This window comes from Aeromonas sp. JL9, from assembly GCF_024436075.1.
Taxonomy (GTDB): Bacteria; Pseudomonadota; Gammaproteobacteria; order Enterobacterales; family Aeromonadaceae; genus Aeromonas; species Aeromonas veronii.
The window spans coordinates 364541-387217 of sequence record NZ_JANFNV010000001.1 but is presented as its reverse complement, the minus strand read 5'-3'; the positions used below and the strand labels follow the sequence as shown (position 1 = coordinate 387217).

Sequence of the window (22677 nt, the reverse complement as noted above, 5' to 3'; positions counted from 1 at the left end):
AGAGCCATTATTAACCAGTTGCGGGCGAAATTGCCATTTCCGACTGGCGGATCCCGTCTATCTTCGTTCAGGGCACGGCTGTTCGCTGAAAAATTGTCCAAACATTTGTTTGAAAAAGAATTTTCGATTCTTTACTCTAGCCTCAGTTTGATAACAAAAAATTAACTGGAGGCATCGTGAGCCGCTATCCGACCCTGCTGACCCCGCTCGATCTTGGTTTTACCCAGCTGCGCAACCGGGTGTTGGGCGTTGTTCCATGCACCCTGGCCTTAAAGAGGAAGGCATCATGAGTCGCTATCCCCATCTGCTGAAGCCCCTTGACCTTGGTTTTACCCAGCTGCGCAACCGTGTGTTGATGGGCTCCATGCACACCGGCCTCGAAGAGGAGAAGGGCGGTTTTGACAAGCTGGCCGCCTTTTACGCCGAGCGTGCCCGCGGTGGCGTCGGTCTTATCGTCACCGGCGGCATCGCCCCCAACCTGCGCGGGCGGCTGGTGCCTCACGGCTCCCAGCTGAGCTTTCCCTGGCAGGTGAGCAAGCACAAGAAGGTGACCAGCGCTGTGCATCAGGAGGGGGGCAAGATAGCGTTGCAGATACTCCATGCCGGTCGTTACGCCTACCATCCCTTCAGTCTGGCGCCGAGCGCCCTGAAAGCCCCCATCTCCCCGTTCAAGCCGCGCGCCATGAGCGAGCGGCAGATCCGCGGCACCATTCGCGACTTTGCTGCCACCGCTGCGTTGGCCAAGGCGGCCGGTTATGACGGTGTCGAGGTGATGGGCTCGGAAGGCTATCTCATCAACCAGTTCATCTGCGAGCGTACCAACAAACGCACCGATGGCTGGGGCGGCAGCAGCGAAAACCGGATGCGCTTCCCGGTGGAGATTGTCCGCGCCATCCGCGAGCGGGTCGGCACCGACTTCATCATTATCTTCCGCCTCTCCATGCTGGATCTGGTGGAGCAGGGCTCGACCCTGGAAGAGGTGATCGCCCTTGGCAAAGCGCTGGAAGCGGTGGGGGTGACCCTCATCAACACCGGCATCGGCTGGCATGAGGCGCGTATTCCCACCATTGCCACCAGCGTGCCGCGCGGCGCCTTCAGCTGGGTGACCGCCGAGCTGAAAAAACACCTCACCGTGCCACTTATTACCACCAACCGGATCAACACACCCGAGGTGGCCGAGCGGATTTTGGCGGGGGGCGAGGCGGATATGGTCTCCATGGCGCGCCCCTTCCTGGCTGATCCCGAATTTGTCATCAAGGCGGCCGAAAATCGGGCGGACGAGATCAACACCTGCATCGCCTGCAATCAAGCTTGCCTTGACCATGTGTTCAAGCAGAAGCGCGCCTCCTGTCTGGTCAATCCCCGCGCCTGTTTCGAGACCGAGCTGACCTTTGGCCGCGTGCCCCAGCCCAAGAAGCTGGCGGTAGTGGGGGCGGGCCCGGCCGGGCTGGCGTTCGCCTGTTACGCCGCCGAGCGCGGTCATCAGGTGAGCCTGTTCGATCAGGCCAGCGAAATCGGCGGCCAGTTCAACTTCGCCAAGCAGATCCCGGGCAAGGAGGAGTTTCACGAGACTCTGCGCTATTTCGCCAAACGGCTGGAGAAGTGTGGCGTCGAACTCTATCTGGGCCAGCGTCAGAGTGCCGAGAGCCTGCTCGGCGGTGGTTTTGACGAGGTGATCCTCGCCACCGGTATCCGCCCGCGCACCCCCAATATTCCAGGGATCGAGCATCCCAAGGTATTGAACTACCTCGATGTATTGCGGGATCACAAGCCGGTCGGTGAGAAGGTGGCGGTGATCGGCGCCGGCGGCATCGGCTTCGATGTGGCCGAATTCCTTGTGGAGAAAAGGGTCGAGAAGAAGGTGGAGACGGATGCCGATGGGCACCGTGATCACTGGCTCAAGGAGTGGGGCATCGACAAACAGCTTGGCGAGCGCGGTGGCCTCACGGTTCCTGAAATCGATGCCCCCGAGCGCCAGATCTGGCTGCTCCAGCGCAAGGAGAGCAAGGTAGGTGACGGCCTTGGCAAGACCACCGGCTGGATCCACCGTACCGTGCTCAAGAACCGCAAGGTGCAGATGCTCTCCGGAGTGCAATATCTGGGGATCGATGACGAGGGCTTGCACATTCAGGTGGGCGAGACCAAGCAGTGTCTGCCGGTGGATCAGGTGATCGTCTGCGCCGGGCAGGAGCCCCTCAAGGAGCTGCAGGCCGGGTTGCAAGCGGCAGGCAAGCCGGTGCACATCATCGGCGGAGCCGACGTGGCTGCCGAGCTGGATGCCAAGCGCGCCATCCGGCAAGGGGCCGAGCTGGCTGCGATCATCTAGCCAACTGTGCCCTCTTGTCCTTTATAGTGCGATAAACCCCTGAGCCTCAGGGGTTTTCTTCATTCGGTGCTGTGCTAAGGTAGCGCCATCATTGCCCCAGAGAAGGAATTGCCCATGGATGCCCTTACCCTGTTGCTCAATCGCCACTCTTGTGGCCGTCTCGCCGATCCCGCCCCGAGCGGTGAGGTGCTCGACAATATCCTCAAGGCGGGCCTGCGTGCGCCGGATCACGGCACCCTGACTCCCTGGCAGTTCATTCTGTTTGAAGGGGAGGGGCGCGAGCGGCTGGGCAAGTTGCTGGCCGAGGCGGCCCGTGCTCGTGGCGAAGATGAAGAGAGCATCAAGAAGTGCAGCGAAGCGCCGCTGCGGGCGCCCTTGGTCGTCGCCGTGGCAACCCGTTATCAGGATCACCCCAAGGTGCCGAAACTGGAGCAGGAGCTCTCTGCCGGTTGCGCCTTGATGGCGATGCAGATGGCGGCACAGGCGCAGGGTTTCAACGGCATCTGGCGCTCCGGCTGGTTTATCTTTGATGAGCAGATCAACAAGGGACTGGGACTGGCGGCAGAGGATCAGCTGGTGGGTTTCCTCTACCTCGGCACCCCCATGCTGGAAGCGCGTAAACTGCGCGAACTGCCGCTCGATGAGTTTGTCCGCCGTTTCTGACTTTTCGGCCATGTTGCGGTTGAGAGAAGCAAAGCCTCGAGAAATCGGGGCTTTTCTGTTTAACCGTGAATAGTAACCAGAGAAATTGGGGAAAATAAATGGCTCAAAGAGGCTTCGCGCGCCATAGCAGGTAATTATTTAAATAGTGCGATGTACCTCGCAATCCTGTGGTATTTCACTATGTAAAACGTTTGCGCATTCGCTAATATCTCCTTGCCAGTTTAGAAGGGCACTCCTTCTAATTTTTCTGCGATGAGAGTCGCAATTCCGTAGCACCTTTTAACAGCCCAACGTCTTCGTGACATTGGGCTTTATTTTTTTATGGGGTGTCGGGGCTGTTGTGAGTTGATGGCGGTATCGGCATACAACCCGGTTGGCTGCCTTATGCTCTGTTTTTGGCTGGCAGGATCCGGGCCGGATTGCCGACTACCCGAGTACCGGCCGGTACATCTTTGGTGACTACGGCACCTGCGCCGACGATCGCCTCCCGCCCTATGGTGACGCCGGGCAGCAAGATGGCGCCGCCACCAATCCAGACCTTGTCTTCAATGGTGACCGGCAGCGCCGTCTCTGTGCCCTGAATCCGTTCGTCGGCCTCCAGTGCATGGGCTGCGGTATAGATCTGCACGTTTGGCCCAATCATCACGTTGGCTCCGATGCGGATGGGGGCATTGTCCAGCAGGGTCGCTCCCATATTGATGTAGGAGTCCTTGCCCAGGTGGATGTGGCGGCCATAGGTACAGTAGAGGGGCGGGCAGATAAAGGCATTCTCAGCCAATTTGCCAATCAGCACCGCCAGTAGTGCCCGCTGCTCAGCCTCATCTTCCGTCTGATTGAAACGGCGATAGCTCCGTGCCGCTTCCCGGCGCAACAGGGCCAGCTCGGGTGCCATGCAGTTGTACGGTTGGCTGCTAATCATCTTCTGGTATTCGCTCATGGCAGGGCCTCAATGATGTGGAAGAACGATGTTAATCCCTCATTGGCCAGAGAAGCGTGAACCGTCCCCCAGAGTAGGAAAGGGGGGAGAAACAACAAGAGCACCCGTGGGTGCTCTTGTTTGATAAAGATGCTGACTTTCCGCCTTGAGAGCGGGAGCTATGTTTAGCCGTGCTTGCGGCCGGAGAGGCGGCACCACTCCTCCTTGACTGCGGTCGGGTCCATCTCGAACCACTGGCCGTAGATAGTTTCCAGCTCCGGGGCCTGGCTCTCCAGCACGCCGGAGAGGGCCATCAGGCTGCCCGCTTTGCCGTGACCGGCGATCAGCGGTGCCAGTTCGCGCAGCGGGCCGGCCAGGATGTTGGCGACCACCACGTCCGCTTCGACATCTTGCGGCTGGTCGGCCGGCAGATAGAGCTCAATCTGGTCGGCAACGCCGTTGCGCGCGGCGTTGTCACGGCTGGCCTGAATGGCCTGCGGGTCGATGTCGATGCCGATGACGCGGGCGGCACCCAGTTTCAGGGCGGCGATGCCGAGAATGCCGGAGCCGCAACCAAAATCGACCACGGTTTTACCGGTCAGATCCAGCCCGTCCAGCCACTGCAGGCAGAGGGCGGTGGTGGGGTGGGTACCGGTACCGAAGGCCAGACCCGGATCCAGCATGACGTTGACCGCATCGGGGTTCGGCACATCGCGCCAGCTCGGGCAGATCCAGAGGCGCTCGCCAAACTGCATGGGGTGGAAGTGATCCATCCACTCTCGCACCCAGTCCTTGTCTTCCAGCTGCTCGACCTTGTAGCCGACATTTTCGCCGAAGATCTGCTGGAAGAAGGCGATAGTGGGGGCCGGATCGGTTTCGGCATCGAACAGCCCCATCACTTCGGTCTCACCCCAGAGCGGAGTTTCACCGGGCATGGGTTCGTAGACGGGCACATCCTTGGCATCCATAAAGGTCACCGCCTGGGCTCCACGCCCCAGCAGCATGTTGCTCACCTTGTCTGCGGTCTTGGCAGTGGCGTTGATTCGAATTTGTATCCAGGGCATGGCGTCGACTCTTCATAAATGTGAAACCGCGAGATTCTACCATCATGGGGCAGTGCTGTCGTGGTTTGCCCATGACGTGGAGGGATTCGGGGGCTTTTGCCGGATTGGCACGGTTCCTGTATTGCTCTATGCAGGCGAAGACGACCGGTTTTCGCTGAACGCTTTGCTCAAGTTCCGTCATCTTTCACTGCCACCCTCGGGTGGCATTTTTTTATCTGCTCTTGTTTGCCTGGTAAACAGTCTGCCAGATAAAAAAAGAGCAAGGTCGGCACCTTGCTCAAGGACGGGCTGACGCCGTTTTGGCGCATTCATGCTGCTGTTGGCACGCCAGATGCAGAGACTAATATGTCCTGCATAAGGATATGTGTGTGATTGTTACCCCAATGTTCAGGTATTCAGGCCATTTCTCGCGAAATGGCCTCTTTTTTGGCTGATTGTCGGATGTTGGCCTGCCACAGGTAGTCATGAGTGTCGCTGGTTGTGCCCGTTTGGGGCATCTCCTTGGTGAACTTATCCCATCATGGTGCGTTTGAGGGCTTAGTTGGCAAAGCCGCTCATGTCGATCACCAGCTTGCCTACCATGCGGCCCGCCTCCACCTCGGCATGGGCCTGAGCCAGCGTGACCGGGGTCAGCGAAGGGATGGTTCTGGTCAGGGTGGTCTGCAGTACCCCGTCATCGACCAGTGCCGCCACCCGGCCGAGCAGGCGGTGCTGCTCGATCATGTCCGGCGTCTGGAACAGGGAGCGGGTGAACATGAACTCCTGGCTGAAGGTGACACTCTTGCTCTTGAGCAGGGAGAGATCCCACGGCTCGCTCGATTCGGCGATGGTGCAGATATGGCCAAACGGGCGGATCAGCCCTGCCATGGTGGCCCAGTGCTCGGCGGTGGCGTTGGTGCAGAAGATGGCATCGACCTGAGTAATGCCAAGAGCGGTCAGCTCCTCCTGCAACTTGTGGTGGTTCACAACCTGATGGGCGCCCATCTCGAGGCACCACTCGCGGCTCTCGGGGCGGGAGGCGGTAGCAATCACCTCCATGCCGGTGAGCTGGCGGGCCAGCTGGATGGCGATGGAGCCCACGCCACCGGCGCCGCCGATGATCAGCAGTTTGCCACGGCTCTCGCGGGTGAGGGCGAAGCGCTCGAACAGGGTCTCCCAGGCGGTGATGGCGGTGAGCGGCAGGGCGGCGGCCTCCACATCGCTCAAGGTGGTGGGGGCGATAGCGGCGATGCGCTCATCCACCAGTTGCAGGGCGCTGTTGCTGCCCGGACGGCTGATGTCGCCGGCATACCAGACCCGGTCGCCCGCCTTGAACAGGGTCACTTCGCTGCCGGTGGCAATCACTTCCCCCACCGCATCCCAGCCCAGTACCCTGGGCGAGCTTTCAATTTTGGCCTTGGGGGAGCGCACCTTGGTATCTACCGGATTGACGGAGGTGGCGGTGACCCGCACCAGCAGATCCCGCGGGCCCGGAACCGGATCGGGCAGGTTGGCGGCGATGAAGCAGTCGGGGTGGTCGCTTGGCAGATAGTGAGTCAGGGCAATGGCTTTCATGGTTTTTCCTTTCAAATCGCTGTGTTCGGGATTGCCACTCACTCTAGTCTGGTTGATTATCAAGATTAAGATGGGTAATCGGTAAAGACTGTTTGAATATATGAACAATGTCGATCTGGAGTTGATGGGACTGTTTGCCACCGTGGTGGAGCAGGGAAGCTTTACCCGGGCCGCCGAGCTGCTCGGTATGCCCAAGTCATCGGTGAGTCAGAAGATCTCGCGGCTCGAATCCCAGCTCGGGGTGCGGCTGTTGCAGCGCACCACCCGCAGGTTGAGCCTGACCCCGCAGGGGGAACTCTATGTGGAGCACTGTCAGGGGCTGCTGGCACTGGCCCGCAGTGCCAATCTGGCGATGGCACGGCTGCGCTCGGCCCCGGCGGGGCGGGTGCGGATCACCGCCCCCGAGGCGACCGGCACCCTGCTGCTTGGCAGGATCCTCGCCGAGTTTCGCGCTCTCTATCCCGAAGTGGTTCTGGAGTTGACCCTGAGTGACGAACAGCTCGATCTGGTGGGGGAGGGTTACGATCTGGCGCTGCGGGCGGCGCCGCTGAAAGACTCCAGCCTTATCTGCCGGCGTATCGGTCAGGTGGCGCGCCATCTGGTGGCGGCGCCCGCCTATCTGGCGGCCCACGGCATGCCGCAACAGCTGAGCGAGCTGGGTCGTTATGCCTGTCTGGTGCACTCGGCCATGCCGGTGTGGCCATTGCAGGACGGTGGCTGGCGGCCGCAGGGGGCCTGTGTCAGCAACAGCTTGCTGGCGCTGCGGGAGATGGCGCTTCATGACGGGGGGATTGCCCTGTTGCCACACCATGTCTGTGAAGGGGATTTGGCGGCGGGGCGGCTGCAGAAGGTGTTGCCGGATCAGCCCATTCCGGCCAACCCGTTTTACCTTATCTATCCGAGTCGGGAGCATCTGGCTCCCGCCCTGCGCACCCTGATGGATTTCGTGGCCGAGCGGTTGCCGTTTGCCTGAGTTACCAGCTGCTCTGACTGGCCGACTCCTGATTGGGTTTGAGGCCGAGGGGGACCGACTGGCGCTCCGCCAGCATGCGGATCTGCCCTTCAATCAGGCTGGCGCTGGGGCCCAGCACCAGCACCAGCTGGTGGTCGTTGAGCTGGATCCAGGAGAGGCAGCCCAGGCCCAGCAGGCGGGATTCATCCACCAGTGAAATATCGCGCACCCGCAGGCTGAGGCGGGTGATACAGACACTCATCGCCACCAGATTGTCCATCCCGCCCAGCACCTTGAGGTACTGGATCGCCAGCATCTGCGGGTCGGAGGGGGCAACGCTGGCAAGGCGCGGATGCTCCACCGCGATGGGCTTGCTCGGCATGCTGAGGGGGGCACGCTCCAGCAGTTGGTAAAAGAGCAGGGTGTAGGCGACGAAGAACAGGATACCGACCGGAATGAGCCAGAAGCTGTGCTCCCCAGCCTGATAGCTCAGCACCAGATCCAGCAGACCGGCGGAGAAGTAACTGCCCACCTTGATCCCCAGCCCGCTACAGACCGCCAGCGACAGTCCGGTCAGCAGGGCGTGGGCGAGAAACAGCCAGGGGGCGGTAAAGGCGAACAGAAACTCGATAGGCTCTGTGATCCCCACCAGTGCCGAGGTGAGCGCCAAGGTGAGCAGCAGCCCGCCTTGTGGCAGCCGCTGCATCCGCTGGCGGTACAGCCAGATGGCAAAACAGGCGCCCGGCAGGCCGAACATGATGATGGGGTAGAGGCCAGCCACATACCCTTCATGAAGGGGCTGGGCGGTGGCCAGCGCCTGCAGGTTGCTCTCGCCAAGGCCGATGACGCTGCCCAATACCTGATGGAGCCCAAGCGGGATCAGCAAGCGGTTGAGGGTGCCGTAGCAGAAGGCGCCAAACGGCGTGGTAAGCAGCTCGGAGGTGAGCAGGGTCAGCCCGCGCTCCAGTGGCGGCCACAGCAGCGAGAGGGGGATGGCGATCAGCAGGCAGGCCAAGGCCGACACCAGCAGGCTGGGAAACTCTCCCCTGGCGATTTGCAGCCAGCGGGGCAGTGTTTGCTGGTGAACCCAGGGGTAGATGATGGCAGTGGTGAGCCCCGCCAGCAGGCCGCAGATCATGTCGGCGTGCAGGTTGGGAGCCAGCGTATTGAAGGCGGTGCTGAGCAGCAGGAAGTTGACCGCACCCGCCAGCGTCTGTCCGCCCAGCTCCTGCCGACTCAGGCCAAAGGCGATCGCCACCGCATAGATAAGCGGCATCTGGCTGAAGATCGCCTGACCGGTGAGGGAGAGCACTGCCAAATCGAGCACGTCGGGTTGACCAAGCCGGTAGATCAACGCCGCCATCGGCAGGATGGAGACGGGCAGCAGCAGGGCATAACCGAGCCGCTGCAGGGCTTGAGTAACGACTTGTCGAGTGGCTTTAACGGGCATACAGCGGCTACGTTCTGTGACTTGGCGCACAGTTTAACCGGAAAACACCTATTTGGGGATAGTTTTGGAACCCCTAATTTATATTTTTATTATTTCTGCCCGAAAAGCTCGCGCACTTCCCGCGATGGCGGTGCCGTCAGCAGGCTGACCGTGACAAAGACCACCAGCGCCAGCGTGAGGCTTGGCACGATGGCGTGCAGGCCAGCCAGCTTGATCCCCCACTGACTGAGTACCCCATAGCTGACGATGCCGCTGACCATGCTGGCCAGCGCGCCCAGGCCGTTGGCCCGCGACCAGTAGAGGCCGAGCACCAGCGGCCAGAGGAACACCGCCTGCAGACCGCCAAAGGCGAGCAGGTTGAGCCAGATGATCATCTCGGGGGGCTGCAACGCCGCCAGCAGCACCAGAGTGCCGAGGATCAGGGTGCAGAGCAGGGAGAGGCGGGGGATGCGCACCTCCAGCTTCTCCTGCTTTGGACTCAGATAGTTGAGGTAGAGATCTTTCACCAGAGTGGCGGAAGCCTGGATCAGCTGGGAGTCGATGGTGGACATGATGGCCGCCATCGGCGCCGCCAGAAAGACCCCGGCCAGCCAGGGGGGCAGCACTTCCATCATCAGGGAGGGCATGATCTTGTCCGGGCTGTCCATGCCCGGCAGGATGGCGCGGCCGAGGGCGCCCGCCAGATGCATGCCAAACATCAGCAGGGCGCTGACCACGGTGCCGATCAGAATGCCGCGATGGAGCGCTTTGCTGTCGCGATAGCCAAAGCAGCGCAGCGCCGAGTGGGGCAGTCCCACCACCCCGACACAGACCAGGATCCAGAAGCTCAGCATAAAGGGCTGGGTCAGCATGTCGCCGGCCCCCTGCGGGCTCACCAGTTTGGGATCGATCTCCCTGAGCTGGTGGATAAGGTTCGGCAGCCCGTCACCGGCAATCAGAATTCCCGCAAGCAAGGCGCCGGTGCCGATCAGCATGATGATCCCCTGCAGGGCATCGGTCATCACCACGGCGCGGAAGCCGCCGATGATGGTGTAGAGCAGTACGCAGCTGGCAAACAGCATCAAGCCCTGCTGGTAGGAGAGGCCGGTGGCGGTCTCCAGCAGGCGGGCGCCGCCGATAAACTGCACCACCATAGTCGCGATAAAGGCGAGGATGATAGTAACGGAGCCGAGGATCACCACCGCCTTGCTCTGGTAGCGGGCCCACAGCATGTCGTTGATGGTCACCGCATTGACCCGGCGGGCGATGATGGCGAACTTCTTGCCAAGCACCCCCAGAGTGAGCCAGACGGTGGGCAGCTGGATCATCGCCAGCAACACCCAGCCCAGACCGATCTTGTAGGCCGCGCCCGGTCCGCCGATAAAGGAGGAGGCCGAGGTGTAGGTAGCCACTAGCGTCATCGCCAGCACCAGCCCGCCCATGCTGCGGTTGCCGATGAAGTACTCCTGCACGAAGTTGCCTTCTGCGCGATGGCGGCTGGCCCAGAAACCCACCCCCAGCACCAGCACCAGATAGATGACGAGCGGCAGCATCAACTCAAGATTCATGGGATGACTCCTTGCTGGAAGGGGAGTGGGTATCGAGGGGGATCTCCACAAACAGCCGGTTCACCATCAGGGCGCAGAGCAGAATGAACAGCAGCGGCATCACCATGCAGCTGAGCAGGAACCACAACGGCAGCCCCCACAACTCCAGCTGGAGCGGGATAAAATAGGCGGTGCCATACCAGGCAAAGAAGTAGAGCAGGGTCAGCAGCAGGCAGAAAGCTGCTTCCCGGCGGGCGAGAGCAAAACGGTTCACCTTGGCCTCCGACAAATTTGAGGGGCGCAAGGATAACAAAAAAGGGCCATGTCGCCATTAATGTTGAGCCCTTAGGAGGTCATGAACTGATTTATCTGATGTGAAAAAATCTGAAACCAATAGATTGCTTTCAGATTTTAATATTTTTCACAGGGGCGTTAAATGTGGCTCAGGTTGAGTCATCAGGGCAATTACATTGCAGTCACCCATTGTTCTGTTCAGCAAAGAAAAGGGGGCTCGGCCCCCCCCCCCAGTTAGATGCGATGGCGATCTACTCAGGTTTGCAGCCAGCTTTCGATACTGCGCTGGATGCCTGCATCGTCCAGACCGAGCAGGGCATAGATCTCCTGCTGGGTGCCCTGTTCAACGAAGCGATCCGGCAGGCCGAGGTTGAGCACCGGCTTGCACTGTTTGCTGCGCATCAGCAGCTCGTTCACCGCCGAACCGGCACCGCCCATGATGGCGTTGTCTTCCAGAGTGACAAACTGATCGTGGCTGGCTGCCAGCGACAGCACCAGTGCCTCATCCATCGGTTTGACGAAGCGCATGTCCACCAGGGTGGAATCCAGAGCTTCGGCGGCCGCTTTGGCGTGGTGCAGAAGGGTGCCAAACGCCAGAATAGCGGTGCCTTTGCCTTCTCGCAGGATACGCCCCTTGCCAAGCTCCAGCGCCTGCATCTCTGACGAGACGGGGGCATCGCTCAGGCTGCTGCCGCGTGGGTAACGCACTGCGGCAGGGCCCTGATGGAGATAGCCGGTAAAGAGCATCTGGCGGCACTCGTTCTCGTCAGATGGCGTCATCACCACCATGTTGGGCACGGTACGCAGGAAGCTGATGTCGAACGCCCCTTGATGTGTCGGGCCATCGGCGCCCACCAGACCGGCCCGGTCGATGGCGAACAGCACCGGCAGATCTTGCAGCGCCACGTCGTGGATCACCTGATCGTAGGCGCGCTGCAGGAAGCTCGAATAGATGGCCACCACCGGCTTCTTGTCGGCGATGGCGAGACCCGCAGCGAACGTGACTGCATGTTGCTCGGCAATGGCCACATCGAAGTAGCGATCCGGATATTGCTGGCTGAATTTCACCAGACCGGAGCCTTCGCGCATGGCAGGGGTGATGCCGACCAGCTTCTCGTCTTTGGCAGCCATGTCGCACAGCCACTGGCCGAAGATGGCGGAGAAAGTAGGTTTGGCACCGCTTGCCTTGGGCAGGGAGCATTCGTCCGGATTGAACTTAGGCACGGCGTGATAACCGATAGGGTCTTTCTCCGCCGGCTCGTAACCCTTGCCCTTCTTGGTTTTGACGTGCAGCAGTTGCGGGCCCTTGAGGTTGCGCATGTTGCGCAGGGTCTCGACCAGTGCCTCGATATCGTGACCGTCGATGGGGCCTATATAGTTGAAGCCGAACTCCTCGAACAGGGTGCCGGGCACCACCATCCCCTTGAGGTGCTCTTCGGCCCGCTTGGCCAGCTCCTTGACCGGTGGCAGGCCCGCCAGCACCTTCTTGCCACCTTCGCGGATGGTGGTGTAGAGCTTGCCGGACATGACCCGGGCCAGATGGTTGTTGAGCGCCCCGACATTCTCGGAGATGGACATCTCGTTGTCGTTGAGGATCACCAGCATGTCTTTATGGACATCGCCGGCGTGGTTGAGCGCTTCAAAGGCCATCCCTGCGGTAATGGCACCGTCCCCGATCACCGCAACGACCTTGCGATCCAGCCCTTCACTCTCGGCGGCAACCGCCATACCGAGTGCAGCACCGATGGAGGTGCTGGAGTGGCCGACGGAGAGCACGTCGTACTCGCTCTCACCACGCCAGGGGAAGGGGTGCAGACCGTCTTTCTGACGGATGGTGTGGATCTGATCACGGCGCCCGGTCAGGATCTTGTGGGGATAGGCCTGATGGCCCACATCCCAGATCAGCCGATCGAACGGGGTGTTGTAGACGTAGTGCAGGGCCACGGTCAGTTCGACCGTGCCGAGACCGGAGGCAAAGTGTCCGCTGGAGCGGCTGACAGAGCGCAGCAGATATTCGCGCAGCTCGTTGCACAGCACCGGCAGCCGATCTTTGGGCAAGGAACGCAGCTCGACCGGAGTGTCCGCGAGGGCCAGGTTGGGGAAATTGCTAATATCAACGCTCATATTGTTACTGTTATCCAGCGTTTAGTGGGTTCGCTCGATGATGTAATCGGCAAACGCTTCCAGAATGTCGGTATTGTAGGGCAAGGATTGCAGGGCTGTTAAGGCTTTCCCATGCAGTTCGCGAGCCAGCTCACGGGCATTTTCGAGTCCGAGCAGGGCTGGATAGGTACTTTTCTCCAGCGCCAGGTCAGAACCTTGCGGCTTGCCCAAGGTGGCGGTATCACCTGTGATGTCAAGGATGTCATCCTGCACCTGAAAGGCGAGGCCAATCGCGGCGGCATAGGTTTGCAGGGCAGCCAGCGTGGCGTCATCGACATCGGCTTTGCACAGGGCGCCGAGCGCCACGGCGCATTCAATAAGCGCACCGGTCTTGTGGCGGTGTACCTGCTCCAGTTCGGTAAGCGTGATCTGGCGCCCTTCGGCCTGCAGATCCAGCGCCTGACCACCACACATACCCAGATAGCCGGAGGCGCGGGCGAGGGTACTCAGCATTCGCACCCGGTTGGCCATCAAGGTATCGGGCATGGGGTGATCGGCCAGAATGGAGAACGCCAGGGTCTGCAGCGCATCACCGGCCAGAATGGCGGTGCCTTCGTCAAACGCCTTGTGAACGGTTGGCTGACCACGACGCAGGTCGTCGTTATCCATGGCGGGCAGGTCATCGTGCAGCAGGGAGTAAGCGTGGATGCACTCCACGGCAGCCGCGGGGCCATCCAGCAGTTCGCTCTTGACGCCCAGCATCTCGCCGACCGCGTAGACCAGAAACGGGCGAACCCGCTTGCCGCCCAGCAGCAGGCCATAACTCATGGCATCGCGCAGGCGTGGCGCCATGGCGGGCAAGGATTCAAGTTGTGCTGACAGACAGTCGTCAATACGCTGACGATGCAGACGGGAAAAATGGTCCAGCGCCACTCACTCCTCTCCTTGTTCTGGCTGGAAGGGGGCGAGCTGGTCACTGCCATCGGCTTGACTGAGCAGGATCTGGATCTTCTGTTCGGCCAGTTCCAGTTTCTGCTGACCGGCCCGAACCAGATGAACGCCCTGCTCGAACTGCTTGAGTGCCTCTTCCAGGGGTAGGGAACCTTGTTCCAGCTGATGAACGATGGTTTCCAGCTCTTCCAGAGTGGCATCAAAACTCAGACGGTCGATTTTTTTACTGGCCATGTCCATCCTCGGGGATTAAAAAAAACGGCTTATATTAACATCGACCGTCCACAGGGGGGAGGCAGAAAAGCATTGCCCCCTCAAACTCTCGCTAAACTGGCCGATAATGAGCCATCATTCTCAGTGGATGCATGCTTGCCGCATGGGTCGCAATAGCAGAAAATTCAACAGACTATAAATAGACATAAGAACCGGTGACAGGAGTAGGGACGTGGATCTAGGCAGTCTGATAGGGATAGTGCTGGGTTTCGGGGTGGTGGTGTACGGCATGCTGCTGGGTGGCCCCATGAGCATGTATGTGGATATGCCATCGGTCTACATCACTGTATTGGGCTCAATCTTCATCGCCATGATGAAGTTCAACCTTGGCCAGTTCCTGATGGCATTCAAGGTGGCGGGCAAAGCCTTTATGTACAAGGGCGACAAGCTTGAAGACCTGATTACCAAAGCCGTCGAGCTGGCTGACGCGGCTCGCAAAGGGGGCTTTTTGGCGCTGGAGGCCGCAGAGATCCCCAATGCATTTATGAAAAAAGGGATCGACATGCTGGTGGATGGTCACGATGCCGAAGTGGTGCGTGCCGTGATGGAAAAGGATATCGACCTGACAGCCGAGCGCCATGTCATTGCCATCAAGGTCTTCCGTACCCTTGGGGATCTGGGCCCAGCCATGGGGATGATAGGTACGTTGGTGGGCCTGGTGGCCATGTTGGCAAACATGAGTGACCCCAAGTCGATCGGGCCGGCGATGGCGGTGGCCTTGCTTACCACCCTGTACGGTGCGATAGAGGCCAATATGTTGGCTATCCCGATTGCCGACAAGCTGGAGCTGCGCAGCGGAGAGGAGAAGCTCAGTCGTACCCTGATCCTTGATGCCATTATGGGGATTCAGGATGGCCAGAACCCGCGGGTGATCCAGTCCATGCTGCAAAACTATCTGAACCAGTCCAAACGTAATACTGGCACCGAATAGGGGGCGCTATGTCTGATTGCAAGTGCCCGCCACCAGGGCTCCCTGGTTACATGGGAACCTTTGCCGACCTGATGTCGTTGCTGATGTGCTTCTTCGTGCTGTTGCTCTCCTTTGCCGAGATGGATGTGCAGAAGTTCAAGCAGATAGCCGGTTCCATGGACAAGGCATTCGGGGTACAGAACATCCTTGAGGTGAAAGATATTCCCAAGGGGACCTCGGTGATTGCCCAAGAGTTCAGGCCCGGTCGCCCGGAACCCACGCCAATTGATACCGTGATGCAGCAGACCATCGATCTGACCCAGACCGAACTGGAGTTTCTGCCCGGCGAGTCGGATCAGGCCGGTGGTCAGGACAAGAGTGATGGCAAACAGACAGGGGGCGATACCGCGCAGGATGCAAAGAAGGCGCAAGAACAGTCCAATACCCTGGCCAAAGCCCTCGCCGAGCAGATGAAAGATCAGATCCAGGATGGCGCCATCGAAATTGAGGCGCTGGGCCAGCAGATCATCATCCGGATCAGGGAAAAAGCGTCTTTCCCGGCCGGTTCGGCATTTCTGCAGCCACAGTTCTGGCCGGTCATTCGCAAGGTCGCGACCCTGCTCAAGGATGTGCCGGGTGAAATCACCATCTCCGGTCACACCGACAACGTGGCGACCGAAGATGAGCTGTTCCAGTCCAACTGGGAGCTGTCGTCGCAACGGGCGGTGGCGGTGGCGCACCAGATGCTGAAGGTCCCCGGTTTTGATCAGGGGCGACTGGTGGTGCAGGGGATGGCGGACTCCCAACCATTGGTGCCCAATACGACCCCGGAAAATCGTCGGATGAACCGGCGGGTGGAGATCGCCATCATGCAGGGCAAACCGACCGTTTCGGCCCCCATTTCCGTACCGGAAGGGAAGTAAGCGAAGGGAATGCCGATGACGCAAGTGGGATCTGCATCAGGGGGCTGACGTGGATTTTGTGTTGGCTTCATATTAAGATGCCTCATCCGAACCGATTGCTGCGGCCTCCTTGCAGATGGCCGCAGTTTCTATTTTCAAGCAACCCAGGTTTCGACTATGAATCATACTCCGATGACTGTTCGCGGCGCTGAGAAGCTGCGCGAAGAGCTCGATTATCTCAAGACCGAGCTTCGTCCCCAGATTATCGAAGCGATTGCCGATGCCCGTGAGCACGGCGATCTGAAGGAAAACGCCGAATACCATGCCGCTCGCGAGCAGCAGGGGTTCTGTGAAGGTCGCATTCAGGAGATTGAAGCCAAGCTCTCCAATGCCCAGGTGATCGATGTCACCAAGATGACCAACAACGGCCGCGTTATTTTTGGCGCGACGGTGACTCTGCTCAAGAGCGAGACAGAGGAAGAGGTGGTTTACCGCATCGTGGGTGACGATGAGGCTGATATCAAACAGAACCTCATCTCTGTCAACTCCCCCATTGCCCGCGCCCTGATTGGCAAGGAAGTGGACGATGTCGCAATCGTCAAGACCCCTGCTGGCGATGTGGAATACGAAGTACTGGAAGTCGCTTATATCTAAGCGAATGCTACAGACGATGAAACAGGGGGGCTGGCGCTCCCCTGTTTGTCTTTATCTATATGATTATTGATAAAAATCAGGACAGATACGCCTTGGTAAAGGCGTCCTGATGACGCTGAAACAACCAGTGGCGCAGCCGTTCTATGTTGCTCTCGCTCATTTGAAAGCTCAGCGCCCAGGTGGCATGGTCGGCATTGGCTTTGATGCGCCTTACCAGTCGTCCCTGCAGTGGAAGAGGGGCCTCTTGCTCGATGCAGAGCTCGCCGTTGATGGGGGTATCGGCGACCATGTCGGTCGGCAAATTTTCCACGATGAGGCCGTTGAGGGAGAGGCTGAGCACCTGAAACAGGCCCAGGTCGCTGCAAAGCTTGGCTTTTTGTGTGAGACGCCAGGCACGCGGTTGCGCAAATCCCAGCTCCCTGATGACCGGTGCAGATAAGCGGGGCTCGACGAAGCCATCTTCCCCTTGGGTAAAGGTCAGAGGAAAACGCAGCTGATGGCCTGCGAAGCGGGCTTCGAGTACAAGGTGTTCGGCTTTTTGCAGCAAGCCAAGCATGGGGGCATCGAGGTGACCATTCAGAACATGGGTGTCCTGATTGCTCCCCAAGTCCCGCAGCATGGCCAGCTCATCGTCGGTCAGAATAGGATGGTGAGCCATAATGCGTGTCCGGAAGTATTCATCGCAGGTTAAGGGCTTTGCGACTACTTTGGCAAGCGACTCGGGAAGAAGTGGAATAAGGAAAGAGCGATGCTCTTTCCTTTTACTTGCGGGGCAGCTGGATTTTGGGTTCGTTGGCTTGACGATAAATGGTCAGCACATGACCCATGCTTTGCACCTTGATTGAACCGGTTTCACGGACGATAGCATCCATAACCAGTTGTTTCATTTCGCGATCTTCAGAGGCAACCTTAACCTTGATCAGCTCGTGATGGTTCAGTGCCAGATCGATCTCGGCCAGTACACCTTCGGTCAGACCATGCTGACCCAGCAGGACGACGGGCTTGAGGCTATGGGCAAGGCCCTTGAGGTACTGTTTCTGTTTATTGTTGAGAATCATCGCAATTTCTTCATAAGTCAGGGTTGAAAGGGGCGTATTCTACCCCCACTTAGCCCTTAATACTAATAACCCTTGTGGTTTTTTAAAGTCGATTATCATGACCCAGAAAAAACGTTCCCCCAGTTCAACTCGCTGGTTAAAAGAACATTTCGACGATCAATACGTCAAAAAAGCCCAGAAAATGGGCCTGCGTTCTCGTGCTGTTTTCAAGATTGACGAGATCCAGGGCAAGGATCGCTTGCTGAAACATGGCATGACCGTAGTGGATTTGGGTGCAGCCCCCGGTGGTTGGTCCCAGTTCGCGGTTGAACAGGTTGGTGATTCGGGTCGCGTCATCGCATGTGACATTTTGCCGATGGATCCCATTGCCGGTGTCGATTTCCTGCAAGGGGACTTTCGAGAGGAAACTGTACTCGGCGCTTTGCTGGAACGAGTGGGTCCCGACAAGGTCGATGTCGTGATGTCTGATATGGCGCCCAACATGAGCGGTACCCAGCAGGTGGATCAGGCTCGCGCCATGTATCTGGTCGAGCTGGCTCTGGACATGTGCAATCAGGTATTGCGTAGTGACGGCAGTTTCGTAGTGAAGGTGTTTCAGGGAGAGGGTTTTGATGCCTATCTCAATGAAATTCGTAAACTTTTCTCCGCTGTCAAAATTCGTAAACCAGACTCATCCCGCGCCAGATCACGGGAAGTCTACATTGTGGCTACCGGTTTTAAACTGTAGTACCCTAACCTTCATCGTTAACTGTCAGTCTGCGAGGTTACTGATTTGAGTGACATGGCGAAAAACTTAATCCTGTGGCTGGTCATCGCCGTCGTTTTGATGTCGGTGTTCAATAGCTTCAGCCCCAGCGATACCACCAGTCGCCAGCTGGACTATTCCAGCTTCGTTAAAGAGGTGACCCAAGAGCAGATCCGTGAAGTGCGGATGGACGGTAAGGTCATTAATGGCGTCAAGCGTACTGGTGAACGATTCACCACCATCATCCCGGCGCCGGATCCCCAGCTGCTCAACGACATGCTCAATCACAATGTCAAAGTGATGGGCGAGAAGCCGGAAGAGCCGTCTCTGTTGACCTCTATCTTCATCTCCTGGTTCCCGATGCTGCTGCTGATCGGTGTCTGGGTCTTCTTCATGCGTCAGATGCAGGGCGGCGGTGGCAAAGGTGCCATGTCGTTCGGCAAGAGCAAGGCTCGCCTGATGAGCGAAGATCAGATCAAGACTACCTTTGCTGACGTTGCAGGTTGTGATGAAGCCAAGGAAGAGGTGAAGGAGCTGGTCGACTATCTGCGCGACCCGAGCAAATTCCAGAAACTGGGTGGCAAGATCCCGACCGGTGTGCTGCTGGTCGGTCCTCCTGGTACCGGTAAGACCTTGCTGGCCAAGGCTATTGCGGGCGAGGCCAAGGTGCCGTTCTTCACCATCTCAGGTTCTGATTTCGTGGAGATGTTCGTCGGTGTTGGTGCCTCCCGTGTGCGTGACATGTTCGAACAGGCCAAGAAATCTTCTCCCTGCATCATCTTCATCGATGAAATTGATGCGGTCGGTCGCCAGCGTGGCGCCGGTCTGGGTGGTGGTCACGATGAACGTGAGCAGACTCTTAACCAGATGCTGGTCGAGATGGATGGTTTTGAAGGCAATGAAGGCATCATCGTCATCGCAGCCACCAACCGTCCTGACGTACTGGATCCGGCACTGCTGCGTCCGGGCCGTTTCGACCGTCAGGTGGTGGTCGGTCTGCCGGATGTCCGTGGTCGCGAGCAGATCCTGAAAGTGCACATGCGCAAAGTTCCGCTGGCGGATGACGTCAATCCGGCACTGATTGCCCGTGGTACCCCCGGTTTCTCCGGTGCGGATTTGGCCAACCTGGTCAACGAAGCTGCCCTCTTCTCTGCCCGTGAGAGCCGCCGAGTGGTCTCTATGGCCGAGTTCGAGAAGGCGAAGGACAAGATCATGATGGGCGCAGAACGCCGCTCCATGGTGATGAAAGAGTCCGAGAAAGAGATGACTGCATATCATGAAGCCGGCCACGCCATCATTGGTCGTCTCGTTCCTGACCATGACCCGGTTTACAAGGTCTCCATCATTCCGCGTGGTCGTGCGCTGGGTGTGACCATGTATCTGCCGGAGCAGGATCGCTGGAGCCACTCCAAGCAGCATCTGGAGTCGATGATCTCCAGCCTGTATGGCGGTCGTCTGGCAGAAGAGCTGATTTACGGTGCCGAGAAGGTATCGACTGGTGCATCCAACGATATCGAGCGTGCCACCGACATCGCCCGCAAGATGGTGACCCAGTGGGGTATGTCCGAGCGTCTCGGCCCGATGCTCTACGCGGAAGAAGATGGCGAGGTGTTCCTCGGTCGCAGCATGGCCAAGGCCAAGCACATGTCCGACGATACCGCTCGCGTTATCGATGCCGAGGTCAAGCAGGTCATCGACCGCAACTACGCCCGTTCCAAGCAGATCCTGCTGGATAACATGGACGTGTTGCACAGCATGAAAGATGCGCTGATGAAGTACGAGACCATCGACGCCAAACAGATCGATGATCTGATGGCGCGTCGCGAGGTACGTGCTCCGAGCAACTGGCATGACGAGCACGGTGATACCCCGCAAGGCGGTTCCACTGTGGCTGCCGAGGCCAAGCCTGCCGATGAGGCTGCACCGGTGGCGGATGTCACTATCGACAAAGCCAACGATGCTCCGGCCAAATAATTGTGACTCTCCAAACCCCGGGCTTGCCCGGGGTTTTTCTTTATCAGATGGACGTGAAAATGCAGTTAACCAGCAAGGGGCTCAGCCTCTCCCTCGATCGTCCCCATGTGATGGGGATCCTCAATGTGACGCCCGACTCCTTCTCCGATGGCGGTAATTTCAACCAATTTGAACGGGCAATGGGCCATGCGCGCCAGATGGTCTCTGACGGTGCGACCCTCATCGACATCGGTGGCGAGTCTACCCGCCCTGGCGCACCCGATGTGAGCGAGCAGGAGGAGCTGGACAGGGTCATTCCTGTCGTGGAACAGATGGTCCGTGAGCTGGATGTGATGATCTCCCTCGATACCTCCAAAGCGGTGGTGATGCGGGAGGGTTGCAAGGCGGGTGCCCATCTGATCAACGATGTGCGGGCACTGCAAGAGCCTGGATCGCTGCAGGCCGCGGCCGAAGCGCGGGTTCCGGTCTGTCTGATGCATATGCAGGGGCAGCCGAGAACCATGCAAGTCGAGCCGCACTATGACGACCTGATCGGGGAGGTACGCGCCTTCTTTGATGAGCGTATTGCGGCTTGTCTGGCGGTCGGGATCCGTCGTGAAGAGCTGTTGCTGGATCCGGGATATGGCTTTGGCAAAACCCTTGCACACAACTATCAGCTGTTGGCGGCTCAAAAGGAACTGCTTGATTATGGCTTGCCGCTATTGGTGGGGATGTCGCGAAAGTCTATGATAGGCAACCTGCTGGGCCGTCCGGTGGATGATCGTCTGGCGGGCAGTCTGGCATGCGCCCTTATCGGCATGCAGCATGGGGCCCGCATCATCAGGGTACACGATGTTAGGGAGACCATGGACGCATTGCGCGTCGGTTGGCTGGCAATGACGGGACAAGATTTTATTTCCAGATAATAAAGAGAACAGACAATGGCAAGAAAGTATTTCGGTACCGATGGTGTGCGCGGCAAGGTTGGCGAATACCCGATCACCCCTGATTTTGTAATGAAATTAGGTTGGGCTGCCGGCAAGGTGCTCTCCAAAAAGGGCACCAAAAAGGTGCTGATTGGCAAAGATACCCGCATCTCCGGTTACATGCTGGAATCCGCGCTGGAAGCGGGGCTCTCTGCGGCAGGCCTCAAGGCCATTCTGATGGGACCGATGCCCACGCCGGCGGTTGCCTACCTGACTCGCACTTTCCGTGCCGAAGCTGGCATCGTCATCAGCGCTTCCCACAATCCCTTCTACGACAACGGCATCAAGTTCTTCTCCGCCGACGGCACCAAGCTGCCCGATGATGTCGAGCTGGCTATCGAAGCCGAGCTGGATCACGAGCTCAAGTGTGTCGAGTCGGCCGAACTTGGCAAAGCGGTGCGCATTGATGATGCCGCCGGTCGCTATATCGAATTCTGCAAGAGCACCTTCCCCTCCCACATGAATCTGGATGGGGTGAAAATGGTGGTCGACTGTGGCCACGGCGCCACTTACCACATTGCGCCGTCGGTTTTCCGCGAACTGGGTGCCGAAGTGATCACCATGGGCTGTGCCCCGGATGGTCTCAACATCAACGATGGTGTCGGTTCGACTGCACCTGACGCTCTGGTGGCCAAGGTGCTGGAGTGCAAGGCCGATCTGGGGGTTGCCTTTGATGGTGATGGTGATCGTCTGATCATGGTTGACCATACCGGCTATCTCATCGACGGTGATGAAGTGCTCTATATCATCGCGCGCGATGCCCTGCGCAATGGTCGCCTCAAAGGCGGTGTCGTCGGCACCCTGATGGCCAACATGGGTCTGGAGCTGGCGCTGCAAACCCTGGGCATTCCGTTTGCCCGTGCCAAGGTGGGTGACCGCTATGTGCTGGAGATGATGGAAGAGAAGGGCTGGCGCATCGGTGGCGAGAACTCCGGCCACATTATCTGTCTGGATCAGACCACTACGGGTGATGGCATCGTAGCCGCCTTGCAGGTGCTTACCGCCATGCGCAGTGCCGAGATGCCGCTGGCCAAGCTGCGCTCCGGCATGAGCAAGTTCCCGCAGGTGCTGGTGAATGTTCGTTTTGCCGAAGGCAAGGATCCGCTGGCCGCGGATGCTGTCATGGCTGAGGTTGCCAAGGTGGAACAGGAGCTGGCTGGTCGTGGTCGCGTACTGTTGCGTAAATCAGGTACCGAACCGCTGATCCGGGTCATGGTCGAAGGGGAGCATGAACAGCAGGTGCGTGACATGGCTCAGCGCATCGCCAAGCAGGTTGAATCGGCGTTTTAATGAACAGTCAGGGCGGCTTTTTAGCCGTCCTGGTTGTATCTTGTTCAAACGATTCAAAAATTTAAAAATAGCACTTGTCAGCTGAGCATCCTCTGGATATTATCAGC

At 58.8% G+C, this 22677-nt stretch carries 21 protein-coding genes; 10 read left to right on the top strand and 11 right to left on the bottom strand.

What is annotated here, in order from left to right:
- The first annotated feature begins 286 nt into the window (after positions 1-286).
- Positions 287-2326 (top strand): NADPH-dependent 2,4-dienoyl-CoA reductase, encoded by a 2040-nt coding sequence (locus NOM06_RS01845; protein WP_255909412.1) that lies wholly within the window; start codon positions 287-289, stop codon positions 2324-2326.
- 114 nt (positions 2327-2440) lie between these two features.
- Positions 2441-2989, top strand: coding sequence for an NAD(P)H nitroreductase (locus tag NOM06_RS01840; RefSeq protein WP_005338924.1), 549 nt, complete (start codon positions 2441-2443; stop codon positions 2987-2989).
- A 382-nt stretch (positions 2990-3371) separates the two neighbouring features.
- Here NOM06_RS01840 and NOM06_RS01835 read toward each other — a convergent pair whose 3' ends face one another.
- From NOM06_RS01835 to NOM06_RS01825, 3 genes are all read right to left on the bottom strand, one after another.
- A complete protein-coding gene (locus NOM06_RS01835) occupies positions 3372-3926 on the bottom strand; it encodes a sugar O-acetyltransferase (RefSeq protein ID WP_255909409.1) in 555 nt (184 codons plus the stop codon).
- A 164-nt stretch (positions 3927-4090) separates the two neighbouring features.
- Entirely contained in the window at positions 4091-4969 is an 879-nt protein-coding gene (gene prmA / locus NOM06_RS01830) for a 50S ribosomal protein L11 methyltransferase (protein ID WP_005338919.1), read from the bottom strand.
- Positions 4970-5506: 537 nt separating this feature from the next.
- Positions 5507-6523 (bottom strand): zinc-binding alcohol dehydrogenase family protein, encoded by a 1017-nt coding sequence (locus NOM06_RS01825; protein ID WP_184234341.1) that lies wholly within the window; start codon positions 6521-6523, stop codon positions 5507-5509.
- Positions 6524-6623: 100 nt separating this feature from the next.
- Between NOM06_RS01825 and NOM06_RS01820 the strand changes: the two genes are divergently transcribed.
- Complete coding sequence (locus NOM06_RS01820) at positions 6624-7496, top strand: LysR family transcriptional regulator (RefSeq protein WP_184234344.1); 873 nt, start codon at positions 6624-6626, stop codon at positions 7494-7496.
- 1 nt (position 7497) lies between these two features.
- On the opposite strand, the gene NOM06_RS01815 is transcribed toward NOM06_RS01820, so the two are convergent.
- The 6 genes from NOM06_RS01815 to xseB all read right to left on the bottom strand — a co-directional run bounded on the left by NOM06_RS01815 (position 7498) and on the right by xseB (position 14033).
- Complete coding sequence (locus tag NOM06_RS01815) at positions 7498-8925, bottom strand: PTS transporter subunit EIIC (RefSeq protein ID WP_255909407.1); 1428 nt, start codon at positions 8923-8925, stop codon at positions 7498-7500.
- Between the two features lie 89 nt (positions 8926-9014).
- Entirely contained in the window at positions 9015-10472 is a 1458-nt protein-coding gene (panF, locus tag NOM06_RS01810) for a sodium/pantothenate symporter (protein ID WP_255909404.1), read from the bottom strand.
- Complete coding sequence (locus tag NOM06_RS01805; protein WP_255909402.1) at positions 10462-10725, bottom strand: DUF997 family protein; 264 nt, start codon at positions 10723-10725, stop codon at positions 10462-10464. Before NOM06_RS01805 ends, panF begins: the two co-directional genes overlap by 11 nt.
- A gap of 275 nt (positions 10726-11000) precedes the next feature.
- Complete coding sequence (dxs, locus tag NOM06_RS01800; protein ID WP_255909400.1) at positions 11001-12869, bottom strand: 1-deoxy-D-xylulose-5-phosphate synthase; 1869 nt, start codon at positions 12867-12869, stop codon at positions 11001-11003.
- 21 nt (positions 12870-12890) lie between these two features.
- Positions 12891-13781, bottom strand: a complete 891-nt coding sequence (ispA, locus tag NOM06_RS01795) for a (2E,6E)-farnesyl diphosphate synthase (RefSeq protein ID WP_255909398.1) — start codon at positions 13779-13781, stop codon at positions 12891-12893.
- The gene (gene xseB, locus NOM06_RS01790) at positions 13782-14033 is read right to left on the bottom strand and encodes an exodeoxyribonuclease VII small subunit (protein ID WP_005338838.1); all 252 of its coding nucleotides are present in this window, start codon (positions 14031-14033) and stop codon (positions 13782-13784) included. It abuts the gene before it with no gap.
- Positions 14034-14244: 211 nt separating this feature from the next.
- Between xseB and pomA the strand changes: the two genes are divergently transcribed.
- From pomA to greA, 3 genes are all read left to right on the top strand, one after another.
- Complete coding sequence (gene pomA / locus NOM06_RS01785; RefSeq protein ID WP_005349525.1) at positions 14245-15003, top strand: flagellar motor protein PomA; 759 nt, start codon at positions 14245-14247, stop codon at positions 15001-15003.
- An 8-nt stretch (positions 15004-15011) separates the two neighbouring features.
- Positions 15012-15905 (top strand): flagellar motor protein MotB, encoded by an 894-nt coding sequence (locus NOM06_RS01780; protein WP_005349528.1) that lies wholly within the window; start codon positions 15012-15014, stop codon positions 15903-15905.
- A gap of 156 nt (positions 15906-16061) precedes the next feature.
- Positions 16062-16538 carry a transcription elongation factor GreA gene (greA, locus tag NOM06_RS01775; RefSeq protein ID WP_005343528.1) on the top strand — a complete coding sequence of 159 codons (477 nt, stop codon included), beginning with the start codon at positions 16062-16064 and terminating at the stop codon, positions 16536-16538.
- 76 nt (positions 16539-16614) lie between these two features.
- Here the strand turns inward: greA and NOM06_RS01770 are convergent, their stop codons facing one another.
- Both NOM06_RS01770 and yhbY read right to left on the bottom strand, forming a co-directional pair.
- Entirely contained in the window at positions 16615-17196 is a 582-nt protein-coding gene (locus tag NOM06_RS01770; RefSeq protein WP_255909396.1) for a PilZ domain-containing protein, read from the bottom strand.
- Between the two features lie 103 nt (positions 17197-17299).
- Positions 17300-17596 carry a ribosome assembly RNA-binding protein YhbY gene (gene yhbY / locus NOM06_RS01765; RefSeq protein ID WP_005338829.1) on the bottom strand — a complete coding sequence of 99 codons (297 nt, stop codon included), beginning with the start codon at positions 17594-17596 and terminating at the stop codon, positions 17300-17302.
- A gap of 97 nt (positions 17597-17693) precedes the next feature.
- Here yhbY and rlmE point away from each other — a divergent pair, with 97 nt between their 5' ends.
- The 4 genes from rlmE to glmM are packed head-to-tail and all read left to right on the top strand — an operon-like array spanning position 17694 to position 22570.
- On the top strand, positions 17694-18323 hold the full coding sequence (rlmE, locus tag NOM06_RS01760; RefSeq protein ID WP_005338828.1) for a 23S rRNA (uridine(2552)-2'-O)-methyltransferase RlmE: 630 nt from the start codon (positions 17694-17696) through the stop codon (positions 18321-18323).
- 45 nt (positions 18324-18368) lie between these two features.
- Positions 18369-20315, top strand: coding sequence for an ATP-dependent zinc metalloprotease FtsH (ftsH, locus tag NOM06_RS01755; protein ID WP_005343537.1), 1947 nt, complete (start codon positions 18369-18371; stop codon positions 20313-20315).
- A gap of 59 nt (positions 20316-20374) precedes the next feature.
- Complete coding sequence (folP, locus tag NOM06_RS01750) at positions 20375-21220, top strand: dihydropteroate synthase (protein WP_255909394.1); 846 nt, start codon at positions 20375-20377, stop codon at positions 21218-21220.
- A 15-nt stretch (positions 21221-21235) separates the two neighbouring features.
- Complete coding sequence (gene glmM, locus NOM06_RS01745; RefSeq protein WP_005338823.1) at positions 21236-22570, top strand: phosphoglucosamine mutase; 1335 nt, start codon at positions 21236-21238, stop codon at positions 22568-22570.
- Positions 22571-22677 lie beyond the last annotated feature (107 nt).